We start from the raw sequence: 13,585 nt of genomic DNA on the forward strand, positions 1-13,585 counted from the left end.
ATCATCCTCGCTTGAGTCATGTCATCCCGGGCGCCCGCACCTCAGTACGCTGGCCATCATGAGCGAGTGCACCCACGTTCCCGAACTGCCGCGCCCCGAGCCGGTCCCGCTTGCCCAGACCTGCCCCGAATGTCTGGCGCTCGGCAGCCATCCCGTCCAGCTCCGGCTGTGCCTGGGATGCGGGCACGTCGGCTGCTGCGACTCCTCGCCCCACCGGCACGCCACGGCGCACCACCGGGAGACCGGACATCCGGTGATGCGCAGCTTCGAACCGGGCGAGACCTGGCGATGGTGTTTTGTCGACGGTTCGATCGTCTGAACCGGGGTAGGTCAACCCTCCGCCGGTTCCCCTGATTTGGGCCCGCAGACCCCTAGCCACTGTGCGTCCCCATGGGCTTACCATCAGTCACTGGTCGCAGGTACGGCCTCTCGGCCGGCTATGTGCAGCTAAGTTCAAAGGGGTTCTGCACCCTCCGACAGGGGTGCCGCGACACGATCGCCCGGATCGCGATAGCGTCACCGGCGAACAGAGCTCGTACCACCTTGGAGGTGAGGGTGTCCCAGATCGCAGGCGAGCCCGGGACCCAGGACTTCGTGGAAGTCCGGCTGCCCGCTGCGGGTGCCTACCTGTCTGTGCTGCGGACGGCCACGGCCGGCCTCGCGGCACGTTTGGACTTCACCCTCGACGAGATCGAGGACCTCCGCATCGCGGTGGACGAGGCCTGCGCGATCCTGCTCCAGCAGGCCGTGCCCGGCTCCGTCCTCAGCTGCGTCTTCCGGTTGGTGGACGATTCGCTGGAGGTGACCGTCTCCGCCCCGACCACCGACGGCCGGGCGCCGGAGCGCGACACGTTCGCGTGGACCGTCCTCTCGGCGCTCGCCGGGAAGGTCGAGGCCACGGTCGAGGAGAACAAGACGGTGAGCATCAGCCTCTACAAACAGCGCGGCGCGGGACCAGGCCCGGCGTGAGCGGCGGGGAGGTCCCGGTGCGGGGCGGGGATCGGCCCCGGGTAGGACACGAGGTCGACGGCGGCATTCCGGAGCAGCAGCACGCCCGGCCGCACCCGGCTGACACGGATGCGGAAAACGGCTTTTTGGACTCGGCGGAGCGACGGGCGGGCCCTGTGAGCGAGAACCAGCACGACCAAACACTGCCGGTCCAGCCACCGGGGGCCGCTGCCACGGCCCCGCCGGCGGCACCGGCACCGGCCGCGGACGCAGCACCGGCCGCGGACGCCGCCGAAGCCCTCCGGGCTCCGGTGTTCACGGCGCCGCTACCCCTGCCGGATCCGCGCGACCGCAGCGGCGCGCGGGCCCTCTTCATCGAGCTCCGGGCGCTGCCCGACGGCTCGCCGGAGAAGGCGGAGCTGCGCAACCGGCTCGTACGGATGCACCTGCCGCTGGTCGAACACCTGGCCCGGCGCTTCCGCAACCGCGGCGAGCCGCTGGACGACCTGACGCAGGTCGCCACCATCGGCCTGATCAAGTCGGTGGACCGCTTCGACCCGGACCGCGGGGTCGAGTTCTCCACGTACGCCACGCCCACGGTGGTCGGCGAGATCAAGCGCCACTTCCGCGACAAGGGCTGGGCGGTACGGGTTCCCCGGCGCCTGCAGGAGCTGCGGCTCTCGCTCACCACGGCGACGGCGGAACTGTCCCAGCAGCACGGCCGCTCCCCCACGGTGCACGAACTGGCCGAACGGCTGGGGATCTCCGAGGAGGAGGTGCTGGAGGGCCTGGAATCGGCCAACGCCTACAGCACGCTCTCGCTGGACGTCCCGGACACCGACGACGAGTCGCCGGCGGTCGCGGACACCCTGGGCTCGGAGGACGAGGCGCTGGAGGGGGTCGAGTACCGCGAGTCCCTCAAGCCGCTGCTCGAAGGGCTGCCGCCGCGGGAGAAGCGGATCCTCCTCCTGCGGTTCTTCGGCAACATGACCCAGTCGCAGATCGCCCAGGAGGTCGGCATCTCCCAGATGCACGTCTCCCGGTTGCTGGCCCGCACCCTGGCCCAGCTCCGCGAGAAGCTCCTGGTCGAGGAGTAGCAGAGCCGGTCGTACGGGCTATCGGGCCTGTTCCGCAGGCCCGATGCCCAGCGCCCCGGTGGCCTTCTCGTTCACCAAGAGGGCCGTGACGGCCACCGCGGCCAGGGCCAGCGCCACGCCGGCGATCTTCATCGCCCCTCCCGCGGTCCACAGCATCCAGGCGACCGGCAGCGACATCAGCTGGGTGATCAGCGCCGGGCCGCGGCTCCAGCGGCGGCCCAGCAGCAGCCCGCGCGCCGCGACCAGCGGCAGCGCGGCCAGGACGAGCAGGGTGACCCCGCCGGTCGCGGCCTGCAGGGAGTCGCCGCCGCCGAAGACGGCCGTGTAGAGGTCGGCGACGCCGGGCCCGGCCACGGCCAGCCCCTCCAGCGCGGTCAGCGCGGCGGCCGCGGTCAGCCGGCGGGGCAGCGGGACGGGGACGGCGGACTCGGTGGGGGTGGGCTTCGTACTCACCCCAGCAGGGTAGCCGCGCCCCTCCCGCACCCGGAGGGGACGGCCAGTATGGGCGGCGCCGGAAGGGGTCGGTAGGCTGACGCCCATGCGTGCACTCCTCGTGGCCAACCCAGCAGCGACGACCACCAGTGCGCGCACGCGCGACGTCCTGACCCACGCGCTCGCCAGCGAGATGAAGCTGGAGGCGGTCACCACCGAATACCGCGGCCACGCCCGGGACCTGGGCCGCAGGGCGGCCGAGACCGGCATGGACCTCGTGGTGGCCCTGGGCGGTGACGGCACCGTCAACGAAGTGGTCAACGGACTGCTGCACGAGGGACCCGACCCGGACCGGCTGCCCGGACTCGCGGTGGTCCCCGGCGGCTCCACCAATGTCTTCGCCCGCGCACTCGGCCTGCCCAACGACGCGGTCGAGGCGACCGGCGCGCTGCTGGACGCACTGCGGGAGCGGCGCGAACGAACGGTCGGCCTGGGCCTCGCCGCCGGCACCCCGGGCACGGAGGACGAGTCGGTTCCGGCGCGCTGGTTCACCTTCTGCGCGGGCTTCGGCTTCGACGCGGGCGTGGTGGGCCGGGTCGAACAGCAGCGGGAACGGGGCAAGCGTTCGACCCATGCCCTGTACGTGCGACAGCTGATGCGCCAGTTCTGGGAAGAGCCCAACCGCCGGCACGGCACGGTGACCCTGGAACGGCCCGGCGCGGATCCGGTGACGGACCTGGTGCTGTCGATAGTGTGCAACACGTCACCCTGGACATACCTGGGCAACCGACCGCTTTACGCCTCCCCGGAGGCATCGTTCGATACTGCGCTTGACGTATTGGCACTGGACCGTTTGTCAACTCCGGCGGTCGCCCGCTACGCGACACAGCTCCTGACCTCGACTCCTGAGCGCGGTCCGCACGGCAAGCACGCGGTGTCTCTGCACGATCTGACGGACTTCACCTTGCATTCGAAGGTGCCGCTTCCGTTCCAGATGGACGGAGACCACCTCGGGCTGCGCACCAGCGTTCGGTTCACAGGCGTACGCCGTGCACTGCGTGTGATTGTGTGAGTGGAAGGGCCGAAAGTCCTTCCACTCGAACGTTTACACGCCGGTCCACCCCTAGGAAGTAGGGCTGTGACCTAGTAGACACCGACGAATCAAAAAAAACTTTCCGGAAGGGGTTGTATCCCCGTCCGAGGTTTGCGAATCTCTACATGGCGATCGGGACAGCCCGCAGAACCCGGCACCCACACAGACCGCCAGAACCCCTCCACGAATCTCCGGCAGCCCAGGGCGAGTTTTTCCCCAAACTGGGCGGTCTCCCTTCCCTCACGAAGGGATTCGTGAAAGCGTTCACATTCACAAGCAACCTGCCCGCAATACAAGGAGATGGAGCAGCCATGGACTGGCGTCACAACGCCGTTTGCCGCGAGGAAGACCCGGAACTCTTCTTCCCCATCGGCAACACCGGTCCTGCGCTGCTGCAGATCGAGGAAGCCAAGGCCGTCTGCCGCCGTTGCCCCGTCATGGAGCAGTGCCTGCAGTGGGCGCTCGAGTCCGGTCAGGACTCCGGTGTCTGGGGCGGTCTCAGCGAGGACGAGCGCCGCGCAATGAAGCGCCGCGCCGCTCGCAATCGGGCGCGCAACGCAACCGCCTGACATCGACTTTCGAGCCTCGAGCCGCAGCGCGTAGTACCCATATAAGCGCTCAGCAACGTGCTCTTGAACCCCGTACCGAAAACCATTCGGTACGGGGTTCAGTGCTGTCCGGAGCCTGTGAGCAGCCCATGACGTCACCCTGAGTGACGGGCACGCTGCGCTACTTCTGCGGGCTGGCCGGTATGTCGAGGACGACCTTGGTGCCGCGCGGCTCGGACGCGACCATGTCGAAGGTGCCGCCGAGCTCGCCCTCCACCAGGGTCCGCACGATCTGCAGCCCGAGGTTGCCGGCCCGCTGGGGGTCGAACCCCTCGGGCAGACCGCAGCCGTCGTCGACCACCGAGATCAGCAGCCGGGCATCGTCGCGGCCGCTGCCCGAGCGGGCCGCGGACACCTCCACGGTGCCGCCCTCCCCCTGGGTGAAGGCGTGCTCCAGGGCGTTCTGGAGGATCTCCGTCAGCACCATCGACAGCGGGGTGGCGACCTCCGCGTCCAGGATTCCGAAGCGGCCGGTGCGCCGGCAGGCGACCTTGCCCGGGGAGATCTCGGAGACCATCGCGATCACGCGGTCGGCGATCTCGTCGAACTCGACCCGCTCGTCCAGGTTCTGAGAGAGCGTCTCGTGCACGATCGCGATCGAACCGACGCGGCGGACGGCTTCGTTCAGCGCCTCGCGCCCCTGCGGCGAATCCATGCGGCGGGCCTGCAGGCGCAAGAGCGCGGCCACCGTCTGGAGGTTGTTCTTGACCCGGTGGTGGATCTCCCGGATGGTCGCGTCCTTGGTGATCAATTCACGTTCGCGACGGCGCAGTTCCGTGACGTCGCGGCACAGGACGAGCGAGCCGATCCGGGTGCCCTTGGGCTTGAGCGGGATGGCCCGCAGCTGGATGACCCCGCCGCTGCCCTCGGCCTCGGTCTCGCGCGGGGCCCAGCCGCTCGCGAGTTTGACCAGGGCCTCGTCCACCGGGCCGCGGGAGGGAGCGAGTTCGGAGGTGATGGTGCCCAGGTGCTGGCCGACCAGGTCGGAGGCGAGCCCGAGCCGGTGGTAGGCGGAGAGCGCGTTCGGGGACGCGTACGTCACCACGCCCTCGGCGTCGAGCCGGATCAGGCCGTCGCCGACGCGCGGGGAGGCGTCCATGTCGACCTGCTGGCCGGGGAACGGGAAGGAGCCCGCCGCGATCATCTGGGCCAGGTCGGAGGCGGACTGGAGGTAGGTGAGCTCCAGCCGGCTGGGTGTACGCACAGTGAGCAGGTTGGTATTGCGTGCGATCACGCCGAGGACCCGGCCCTCGCGGCGCACGGGGATCGACTCGACGCGGACCGGCACCTCCTCGCGCCACTCCGGGTCCCCCTCGCGCACGATGCGGCCCTCGTCGAGCGCGGCGTCGAGCAGCGGGCGCCGGCCGCGCGGGACCAGGTGGCCGACCATGTCGTCCTGGTACGAGGTGGGGCCGGTGTTCGGGCGCATCTGCGCGACCGAGACGTACCGGCTGCCGTCGAGCGTGGGGACCCACAGCACGAGGTCGGCGAAGGAGAGGTCGGAGAGCAGCTGCCACTCCGAGACCAGCAGATGGAGCCACTCCAGGTCGGTTTCACTGAGAGCGGTGTGCTGGCGTACGAGGTCGTTCATGGAGGGCACCCGGCGAGCGTACCCCGGGTACGGGCCATGACTTTCCTCAGCGCGATACTCCGGAGTATCCAGGAGACCCCGCTTCCGCGTAGGGTTGGAGGAAGTGACGGTAATCAGGGTTCCGTCATTGGATGGACAGAACAGATTGGTCTAGTCCACAATTGCATCAGGCTTCCGCCCTCCCCGCACAGGAGGACGGATCGAGGTAAGCCGCGCGATCTGCCCTGACCGCGCGTTCACCTCCCACCGGCTGTCGGGCACCGCACACCCGTCGGCCGTAAGTACTCCGGGCTACGGTGCCGGGCGGGCTGAGGGTCCCGTTCGGCACCGTGGCCCAGAGGAATCGGGCCCAGAGGAATCGGGCCCCGGGTGACGTGACCCCGATACGCCAGGCCCCTACTGCGGCCAGGCCCCCATGGCCAGCTCCGCCACCGCCTCCAGTTCCTCCCGGCCCGCGCCGTCGCGCGACTGCTGGGACATCCCCTGCAGCACCGCCCCCGCGTAGCGCGCCAGTGCCCACGTGTCCGTGCCGGCCGGCAGGACTCCCGCGGCGACATCGGCCCGGATGCGGCTCTCGAACGCCACCAGGTTGGCCTCGCGCCGCATGCGCAGCGCCTCCGCGACCTCGTCCGAGGTGGTGTTGACCGCCGCGCTGATCACCATGCAGCCCGGCGGGTGGGCGGGGTCGGTGTAGACCTCCGCCGCCTCGTGCAGGACGCGCCCCACCGCCGCGCGGGCGGTGGGCTCCTCGGCGAGGGCCACGGCCGCGAAGTCCCCGTAGCGGCCGCCGTAGACCACCACGACCTCGTCGAAGAGCTTGCGCTTGTCGCCGAAGGCCGCGTAGAGGCTCGGGGCACTGATCCCGAGCGAGGCGGTCAGGTCGGAGATCGACGTCGCCTCGTAGCCGCGCTCCCAGAAGGCGAACATCGCCTTGCCGAGGGCCTCGTCGCGGTCGAAGGAGCGGGGCCTGCCACGTTGTCCGGTCACCATGAACCCATTCTATAGCGGGCGCTACGAAATCTGATACGGTCCTTTCTGTAGCGACCATTACCGAAAGGGGGACGCGCCATGGGCGTGCTCAAGGGAAAGACGGCACTGGTCACGGGCGGCAGCCGGGGCATCGGGCGGGCCATCGCGGAGCGCCTCGCCCGCGACGGGGCGCTGGTCGCGGTGGCCTACGGGCACAACGAGGCGGCCGCCGAGGAGACCGTGGGTGCCATCGAGGCGGCCGGGGGCCGCGCCTTCGCGGTCGGGGCCGAGCTCGGCGTCCCGGGCGGCGCGGAGGCCCTCTGGGCGGCGTACGCGGCCCATCCACTGGCAGCCGAGGGGGACGGCGGCGTCGACGTGCTGGTGAACAACGCGGGCACCGCCACCTTCGCCGGCATCGGCTCCACCGACGAGGAGACGTACGACCGGGTGCACGCGCTCAACGCGAAGGCGCCGTTCTTCGTGATCCAGCACGGCCTGGAGCGGCTGCGGGACGGCGGCCGGATCGTGAACGTGACCGGCACCCCGGACATCGCCCTGCCCGCGATCCTCGCCACGGTCATGGCCAAGGGCGCCGTGAACGCGCTGACGGTCTCGCTGGCCGCCGAGCTCGCGCCGCGGAACATCACGGTGAACTCGGTGGGTCCCGGGATCGTGGAGACCGATCTGAACGCCGCCTGGCTCGCGGACCCGGCGGCCCGCGCGCACGCCGCCTCCCGCTCCGTCTTCGACCGGCTCGGCACCCCGCAGGAGGTCGCGGACGTGGTCGCCTTCCTCGCCTCCCCGGACTCCCGCTGGGTCACGGGCCAGCACCTCGCCGTGACGGGCGGGCTCCAGCTCTCACTGCTCTAGGGGGGCGGCTTCCGGGCCGGACGGGGCCCCGGCCCGGGAGGCCGGAGCGGCGGATCCGGCCCACCATGGAGTGTGCGCGAAGACCCGACAACGGGGCATCGCCTCTGCTAGATTGGTCTATACCACAATCGTCATACTCCAGATCGGCAGGCCCCGCGTGGAAGTTGTCATCGTCCCGGACGCCAAGGCAGGCGGCGAGCTCATCGCGGAGGCCATGGCCGCCCTGGTCCGCCGCAAGCCCGACGCCCTGCTCGGCGTGGCGACCGGCTCTACCCCGCTGCCCATCTACGAGGCGCTCGCCGCCAAGGTCAAGGCCGGACTCGTCGACGCCTCCAAGGCCCGCGTCTGCCAGCTCGACGAGTACGTCGGCCTGCCGGCCGGGCACCCGGAGTCCTACCGCGCCGTCGTCCTGCGCGAGGTCGTGGAGCCGCTGGGCCTGTCCGAGGCCTCCTTCATGGGCCCGGACGGCTCGGCCGAGGACATCGTCGGCGCCTGCGACGCCTACGACCGCGCCCTCGCCGCGGCCGGCGGCGTGGACCTCCAGCTCCTCGGCATCGGCACGGACGGGCACATCGGCTTCAACGAGCCCTGCTCCTCGCTCGCCTCCCGCACCCGCATCAAGACGCTGACGGAGCAGACCCGCGTGGACAACGCGCGCTTCTTCGACAACGACATAGAGCAGGTGCCCCACCACGTCATCACCCAGGGCATCGGCACCATCCTCGACGCCCGCCACCTGGTCCTGCTGGCCACCGGCGAGGGCAAGGCGGAGGCCGTCGCGCAGACCGTCGAGGGCCCGCTGTCCGCCCTCGTACCGGCCTCCGCGCTCCAGCTGCACCGCCACGCCACGGTGATCGTGGACGAGGCCGCCGCCTCCAAGCTGAAGCTGGCGGACTACTTCCGGCACACGTTTGCCAACAAGCCCGCTTGGCAGGGGCTGTAGGCCGCACCGTCACACGCCGAAGGGCCGGGCCCCCCCGTCGGGGTGCCCGGCCCTTCGCTTCGTGCGCTCCGGCCCAGTGGCGGGGCTGGATTTTCCAGCCCCGCCGGCCCGCAGGGGCGCGCTACACCCCGGCGATGATCTCGGCCGCAGCCCTACCGCAGACCCGCGCGGCGCCGTGCGTCGCGATGTGCAGCGCGCCGCGCGGCTCCGCCTGCGGGACGCCCATCTCGACCACGATCGTCTCCGGCCGGGCCGCGACGAGCGCGTCCAGGGCCTCGGTCATCCACGGGTGCCGGTGCGCGTCGCGGACCACCGCGACGACGATGCGGTTCCCCGCGGCGGCCAGCACGTCGGCGGCCGTCGACCCCTCCGGGTAGACGCCCGAGTCGGTGCCCGGGACCAGCGCGGACACCTCGCCGGCCACCCCCCACGGGGTCTCGTCGCCGACCGCGAAGTTCGCCACCGGGGTGAGCGTGGCGATGTACGGGGCGTTCACCGGGGCAGCCGCCTTGGGCGAACCCGTGACGACCACCGCGCGGCGGGCCGCCGCCAGTCCGATGCCGGGCGCGCTGCTCCCCTCCGGCCGCGCGCCCATGCGGACCCGGCGGGTCCACTCCGCCAGCGAACGGACCCGGGCGGCGGCCTCGGCGAGGCGGTCCTCCGGGAGCGAGCCCTCCCGCACGGCCGCGACCAGCGCGTCGCGCAGCCTCAGCACGGTGCCCTCGTCGGCGAGCCCGCCGCCGACGCAGATGGCGTCGGCGCCGGCCGCGATGGCCAGCACCGAGCCGCGCTCGATGCCGTACGTCCCGGCGATGGCCTTCATCTCCATGCCGTCGGTGACGATGAGGCCCTCGTAGCCGAGCTCCTTGCGCAGCAGACCGGTCAGGATCTGCGGGCTGAGCGTGGCCGGGCGGGTCGGGTCCAGGGCCGGCACCAGGATGTGGGCGCTCATGACGGCCTTGGTGCCGGCCTCGATGGCGGCCCGGAACGGTACGAGTTCCCGCGCGGCCAGGGTTTCGAGGTCCACGTCGATGCGCGGCAGCGCGTGGTGCGAGTCGACGTTGGTGTCGCCGTGGCCCGGGAAGTGCTTGGTACAGGCGGCGACGCCGGCGGCCTGGAGGCCTTCGACGTACGCGGCGGTGTGCCGGGCGGTGAGGTGGGTGTCGGCGCCGAAGGACCGTACGCCGATGACCGGGTTGTCCGGGTTGGAGTTGACGTCGGCGGACGGGGCCCAGTTGAGGTTGACCCCGCACTCGGCGAGCCGGCGGCCCAGCTCGCGGGCGACGTCGCGGGTCAGGTCCACGTCGTCCACGGCGCCGAGGGCCAGGTTGCCCGGGAAGGAGGATCCGCCCCGGACCTCCAGGCGGGTGACGTCGCCGCCCTCCTCGTCGATGGCGACGAGGACGTCGTCCCGCTCGGTACGCAGCTGCGCGGTCAGCGCGGCGAGCTGCTCGGGCGAGGTGATGTTGCGGCCGAAGAGGCCGACGGCGGTGAGGCCTTCGGCGACCTGCCGGAGCAGCCAGGCGGGGGCGGTGGTGCCCTCGAAGCCGGGCTGGAGGACCGCCAGGGCGTCCCGGGTCAACGTATCCGTGCGGTGCGCAAGGACAGTCATGGGCCGTTATCCCTTCACGGCGCCGGCGGTCATGCCGCCGACGGCCTTGCGCTGGAGGAAGACGAAGATGAGCAGCACCGGGACCGCGAAGAGCGAGGAAGCGGCCATGGTGGCGCCCCAGTCGTTGCCGAAGGCGGTCTGGAACTGGGTCAGCCACAGCGGCAGGGTCTGCGCGGTCTTGTCCTTGTTCAGGATCAGGACCATCGCGAACTCGTTCCAGGCCGTGATGAAGCCGAAGAGCGAGGTGGACATCAGGCCGGGGGCCAGCAGCGGGAAGATCACCTTGCGGAAGGCCTGGCCGCGGGTGCAGCCGTCGATCTGGGCGGCCTCCTCCAGCGTCACCGGGACCGCGGCGATGAAGCCGCGCAGGGTCCAGATGGTGAAGGGGAGGACCATCACGAAGTAGATCGCGGTGAGCAGCGGGAGGCTGTTCAGCATCTCGGAGTCGCGGGCGATCATGTACATCGCGATGACCATGACCTCCCAGGGCGCCATCTGGGCCATCATCACCGCGAGGACCAGGCCCTTGCGGCCCTTGAACTTCATGCGGGCGATGGCGAAGCTCGCGGCGAGGGCCACGAGCAGGGCCAGGCCGACGGCGCCGACGGTGACGATGAAGCTGTTCGTGACGTAGGTCCAGAACAGGTCGACGCCGGTGGCCTTGGTGAAGTTCTCCGTCGTCGGGGTGAAGACGAAGACGGGGTCCTTGGAGAGGATCTCGCTGGACGGCTTCAGGGCCGAGGAGAACATCCAGTAGACCGGGAAGACGAAGAGGACGGCCAGCAGCAGGGCGCCGGCGTTCTTGGCGACCGCTGCGGGACGGATCGGCCGGCGGTTGCGCAGCTGCTGGGGCTTCGCGGACGGCGCGGACGGCGCGGGCTTCGGGGCGGTGGTGGTGCTCACTGCTCCTCCTCCTGCTTCAGGATCAGACGGAAGTAGAAGGACATGACGATCACGAGCATCACGATCGTCAGGACGGAGATCGCGGCGGCCAGGCCGTAGTGGCCCTGGCTCTGGCCCTCCACGTACGCGTAGATCGTCAGGGTCTCCGAGGCGCGGTCGGGGCCGCCCTTGTTCATCGCGTAGACCTGGGTGAAGGCCTTGAAGACCCAGATGACCTCGAGGAAGGTCGTGACCAGGAAGAACGACTTGAGGTTCGGGAAGACGACCTGCCAGAAGGTCTGCCAGCCGTTGGCGCCGTCCATGCGGGCGGCCTCGTACATCTCGGTACTGACCGTGGTCAGGGCCGCGTACATGTTGAGGGCGACGAACGGGATCGAGCCCCAGGCCACCAGCACGGTGATGATCACCATGGTGGACATGCCGGTCTCGAACCAGTTGTGCTGGTCGTAGCCGCTGAAGCCGAGCGTGCGCATCAGCCAGTTCATGACGCCGTACTGCTCGTCGAACAGCCACTGGAAGACGGTCACGGAGGCGACGATCGGCATGGCCCAGGCCATCACCAGCGCCATCGACAGGACCAGGCGCATCCACTTGCCGAGCCGGTTCAGCAGGAGCCCGATGAGGCTGCCGAGCACCATGATCAGGAAGACGTTGCCCGCGGTGAAGAGGAAGCTGCGGACGACCACGGTCCAGAACTGCGAGTCGCCCAGCAGCTCGGTGTAGTTGTCCACGCCGTTGAACGGCGCCTTCCGCTGGATGAACTCGATCTTGTCGACCTTCTGGAACGACAGGATGATGTTCTTGATCAGCGGGTACAGCAGCAGGGTCGCCATGCTGAGCACGGCGGGCCCGATCAGGAGGTACGGCAACCACCCTGAGGGGAGCGACTTTCTGCCCCCGCGAGGAGACTGGGACGCTGCCTTGGCTCCGGTGGGCGGCGGCGTCTGGGCCGGCCCCGCGGACTCGTGTGGTGCGTCCTGTGGAGCGGAAGTGGCCGCTCCCTGGGAGTGCACGGTCATGTCTGGGCTTCCTCGCGGTTGACTGTGGCGACTGGCACCCGCTTCCCCGCTCGGAGCAGGCGGCGCTTACGTCTGTCAATGCGCGACCGGGGGCGCGGTGGGCGCTCTGGGCGCCCACCGCGCCCCCGGTGCGTTCAGTACGGGTACTTCGGGGTGTTACTTGTTGATGCGGCTCGCGATTTCCTTGTCCGCGTCCGCGCCCGCCTTGGCGGCGTCGTCACCCTTCAGGACCTTCGTCATGAACTCCTTGATGGGGTTCGGCTCGGTCTCGACGTTCGCCCAGCCCGGGGTCACCGGGGTGATGTTGCCGTTGACGCCGGCCTTGGCCATCGCCTCGGCGAAGGAGCCCGCGGCCGGGGCGAAGTTCGCGCCGGCCTGGTTCGGGAGCAGCGCGCCCTTGGTCTCGGCGGCGTACTTGGTCATCTGGTCCTTGCCTGCGGCGAGGGCCAGCCACTCCTTGGCGAGGTCCTTGTTCTTGGAGCGCTCGGCGATCGCCAGGTTCGAGCCACCGAGGAAGACGGTGCCCGGCTTGTCGGCGGTCTTGCCCGGGATCGGGAAGTAGCCGAAGTCGGCTTCCTTGCCCGCGTCCTTCAGCGCCTTCTCGGCACCGCCGGCCTCCCAGCCGAGGCCGATCCAGGAGGCGACGCCACCCTTGGGAACGACGTCGGTGGACTGCTGCGGGTTCGCCTCGTCCTTGTCCTTCGGGGCGGTGGAGAAGGACTGGAGCTTCTTGTAGAACTCCATCGCGGAAGCGGCCTGGGGGGTACCGAGACCGCCCTTCCACTTGGCGCCGTCCTTGACGGCGAGGTCGCCGCCCTCGTCCCAGATGAGACCGGCGAGGACGTACCAGCTCTGGCCGGGCAGGTAGATCGGCTGCGTGGCCGGATCGGCCGCCTTCAGCTTCTCCAGGCCGGCGACCCACTCGTCGCGGGTCTTGGGCGCCGTGACGCCCGCCTTCTCGAAGGCCTTCTTGTCGTAGATCACGACGCGGTTGGCCGCGTACCACGGAGCGGAGTAGAGCTTGCCGTCGATCTCTGCCGAGGCCAGACCGCTCTTCGCCCAGGCGTCCGCGCCGAGCTTCGCCTTGTCCTTGGTCAGGTCGGCGAGACCACCGGTGACCGCGTAACCGGCGGTCTGGGTGTTGCCGAGCTCCAGGACGTCCGGCGGGGTGTTCTCGGAGAGGGCCGTGGTGACCTTCTCCTGGATGCCCTTCCAGGGCTGGACCTCTACCTTGACCGTGACACCGGGGTGCTTGGCGGAGAACTCCGCGTTGACCGCGTCGATCCAGGTCTTCGGTGCGGAGCCGTCCATCACCCAGACGGTGATCTCCTTGGCGCCACCCGCGTCGGCCTTCGGCTTGTCGTCGCCGCCGTTGCCGCACGCCGCGACTCCGACCATCATGCCCGCGACACTGACCGCCGCGATGAGCTTGCGCTTCACGCCACCCTCCTCAGGGATGCTGCCTGCAACTTCCCTTGCCCGCCGCGGTGACTCAAAAAG

The 13,585-nt window shown here is 70.2% G+C and carries 14 protein-coding genes; 7 read left to right on the top strand and 7 right to left on the bottom strand.

From position 1 onward, the window contains the following. The first annotated feature begins 58 nt into the window (after positions 1-58). The 3 genes from OG898_RS05315 to OG898_RS05325 all read left to right on the top strand — a co-directional run bounded on the left by OG898_RS05315 (position 59) and on the right by OG898_RS05325 (position 2,045). A complete protein-coding gene (locus OG898_RS05315) occupies positions 59-319 on the top strand; it encodes a UBP-type zinc finger domain-containing protein (protein ID WP_250750367.1) in 261 nt (86 codons plus the stop codon). Positions 320-555: 236 nt separating this feature from the next. Beyond that, entirely contained in the window at positions 556-969 is a 414-nt protein-coding gene (locus tag OG898_RS05320; protein WP_214949331.1) for an anti-sigma regulatory factor, read from the top strand. Continuing rightward, positions 966-2,045: an RNA polymerase sigma factor SigF gene (locus OG898_RS05325; protein ID WP_250750365.1), complete on the top strand. Its 1,080-nt coding sequence runs from the start codon at positions 966-968 to the stop codon at positions 2,043-2,045. Before OG898_RS05320 ends, OG898_RS05325 begins: the two co-directional genes overlap by 4 nt. A gap of 18 nt (positions 2,046-2,063) precedes the next feature. Here the strand turns inward: OG898_RS05325 and OG898_RS05330 are convergent, their stop codons facing one another. Next, entirely contained in the window at positions 2,064-2,498 is a 435-nt protein-coding gene (locus OG898_RS05330) for a hypothetical protein (RefSeq protein WP_250750364.1), read from the bottom strand. A gap of 85 nt (positions 2,499-2,583) precedes the next feature. Between OG898_RS05330 and OG898_RS05335 the strand changes: the two genes are divergently transcribed. Next, on the top strand, positions 2,584-3,549 hold the full coding sequence (locus OG898_RS05335; RefSeq protein WP_250750363.1) for a diacylglycerol kinase family protein: 966 nt from the start codon (positions 2,584-2,586) through the stop codon (positions 3,547-3,549). A gap of 332 nt (positions 3,550-3,881) precedes the next feature. Continuing rightward, positions 3,882-4,139 carry a WhiB family transcriptional regulator gene (locus tag OG898_RS05340; protein WP_004937597.1) on the top strand — a complete coding sequence of 86 codons (258 nt, stop codon included), beginning with the start codon at positions 3,882-3,884 and terminating at the stop codon, positions 4,137-4,139. 160 nt (positions 4,140-4,299) lie between these two features. Here OG898_RS05340 and OG898_RS05345 read toward each other — a convergent pair whose 3' ends face one another. Both OG898_RS05345 and OG898_RS05350 read right to left on the bottom strand, forming a co-directional pair. Continuing rightward, positions 4,300-5,769, bottom strand: coding sequence for a sensor histidine kinase (locus tag OG898_RS05345; RefSeq protein WP_250750383.1), 1,470 nt, complete (start codon positions 5,767-5,769; stop codon positions 4,300-4,302). Between the two features lie 396 nt (positions 5,770-6,165). Then, on the bottom strand, positions 6,166-6,759 hold the full coding sequence (locus OG898_RS05350; protein WP_250750362.1) for a TetR/AcrR family transcriptional regulator: 594 nt from the start codon (positions 6,757-6,759) through the stop codon (positions 6,166-6,168). Between the two features lie 78 nt (positions 6,760-6,837). Between OG898_RS05350 and OG898_RS05355 the strand changes: the two genes are divergently transcribed. Further along, positions 6,838-7,608: an SDR family oxidoreductase gene (locus OG898_RS05355; RefSeq protein ID WP_266955290.1), complete on the top strand. Its 771-nt coding sequence runs from the start codon at positions 6,838-6,840 to the stop codon at positions 7,606-7,608. Between the two features lie 157 nt (positions 7,609-7,765). Next, entirely contained in the window at positions 7,766-8,551 is a 786-nt protein-coding gene (gene nagB, locus OG898_RS05360; RefSeq protein ID WP_250750358.1) for a glucosamine-6-phosphate deaminase, read from the top strand. A gap of 121 nt (positions 8,552-8,672) precedes the next feature. On the opposite strand, the gene OG898_RS05365 is transcribed toward nagB, so the two are convergent. The 4 genes from OG898_RS05365 to OG898_RS05380 form a co-directional block, all read right to left on the bottom strand. Next, complete coding sequence (locus tag OG898_RS05365; RefSeq protein WP_266955293.1) at positions 8,673-10,163, bottom strand: glycoside hydrolase family 3 protein; 1,491 nt, start codon at positions 10,161-10,163, stop codon at positions 8,673-8,675. A gap of 6 nt (positions 10,164-10,169) precedes the next feature. Then, complete coding sequence (locus OG898_RS05370) at positions 10,170-11,006, bottom strand: carbohydrate ABC transporter permease (protein WP_250750382.1); 837 nt, start codon at positions 11,004-11,006, stop codon at positions 10,170-10,172. A 56-nt stretch (positions 11,007-11,062) separates the two neighbouring features. Next, entirely contained in the window at positions 11,063-12,085 is a 1,023-nt protein-coding gene (locus OG898_RS05375; protein ID WP_250750356.1) for a carbohydrate ABC transporter permease, read from the bottom strand. A 156-nt stretch (positions 12,086-12,241) separates the two neighbouring features. Then, the gene (locus tag OG898_RS05380) at positions 12,242-13,525 is read right to left on the bottom strand and encodes an extracellular solute-binding protein (protein WP_250750354.1); all 1,284 of its coding nucleotides are present in this window, start codon (positions 13,523-13,525) and stop codon (positions 12,242-12,244) included. Between the last annotated feature and the right edge of the window lie 60 nt (positions 13,526-13,585).

Origin of the sequence: Streptomyces sp. NBC_00193 (assembly GCF_026342735.1) — a bacterium.
Taxonomy (GTDB): domain Bacteria; phylum Actinomycetota; class Actinomycetes; order Streptomycetales; family Streptomycetaceae; genus Streptomyces; species Streptomyces stoeckheimensis.

Coding starts and splice junctions, on each gene's coding strand:
- OG898_RS05350 (WP_250750362.1), bottom strand. CDS start 6,759: ATGGTGACCGGACAACGTGGCAGGCCCCGCTCCTTCGACCGCGACGAG.
- OG898_RS05345 (WP_250750383.1), bottom strand. CDS start 5,769: ATGAACGACCTCGTACGCCAGCACACCGCTCTCAGTGAAACCGACCTG.
- OG898_RS05355 (WP_266955290.1), top strand. CDS start 6,838: ATGGGCGTGCTCAAGGGAAAGACGGCACTGGTCACGGGCGGCAGCCGG.
- OG898_RS05375 (WP_250750356.1), bottom strand. CDS start 12,085: ATGACCGTGCACTCCCAGGGAGCGGCCACTTCCGCTCCACAGGACGCA.
- OG898_RS05335 (WP_250750363.1), top strand. CDS start 2,584: ATGCGTGCACTCCTCGTGGCCAACCCAGCAGCGACGACCACCAGTGCG.
- OG898_RS05365 (WP_266955293.1), bottom strand. CDS start 10,163: ATGACTGTCCTTGCGCACCGCACGGATACGTTGACCCGGGACGCCCTG.
- OG898_RS05340 (WP_004937597.1), top strand. CDS start 3,882: ATGGACTGGCGTCACAACGCCGTTTGCCGCGAGGAAGACCCGGAACTC.
- OG898_RS05315 (WP_250750367.1), top strand. CDS start 59: ATGAGCGAGTGCACCCACGTTCCCGAACTGCCGCGCCCCGAGCCGGTC.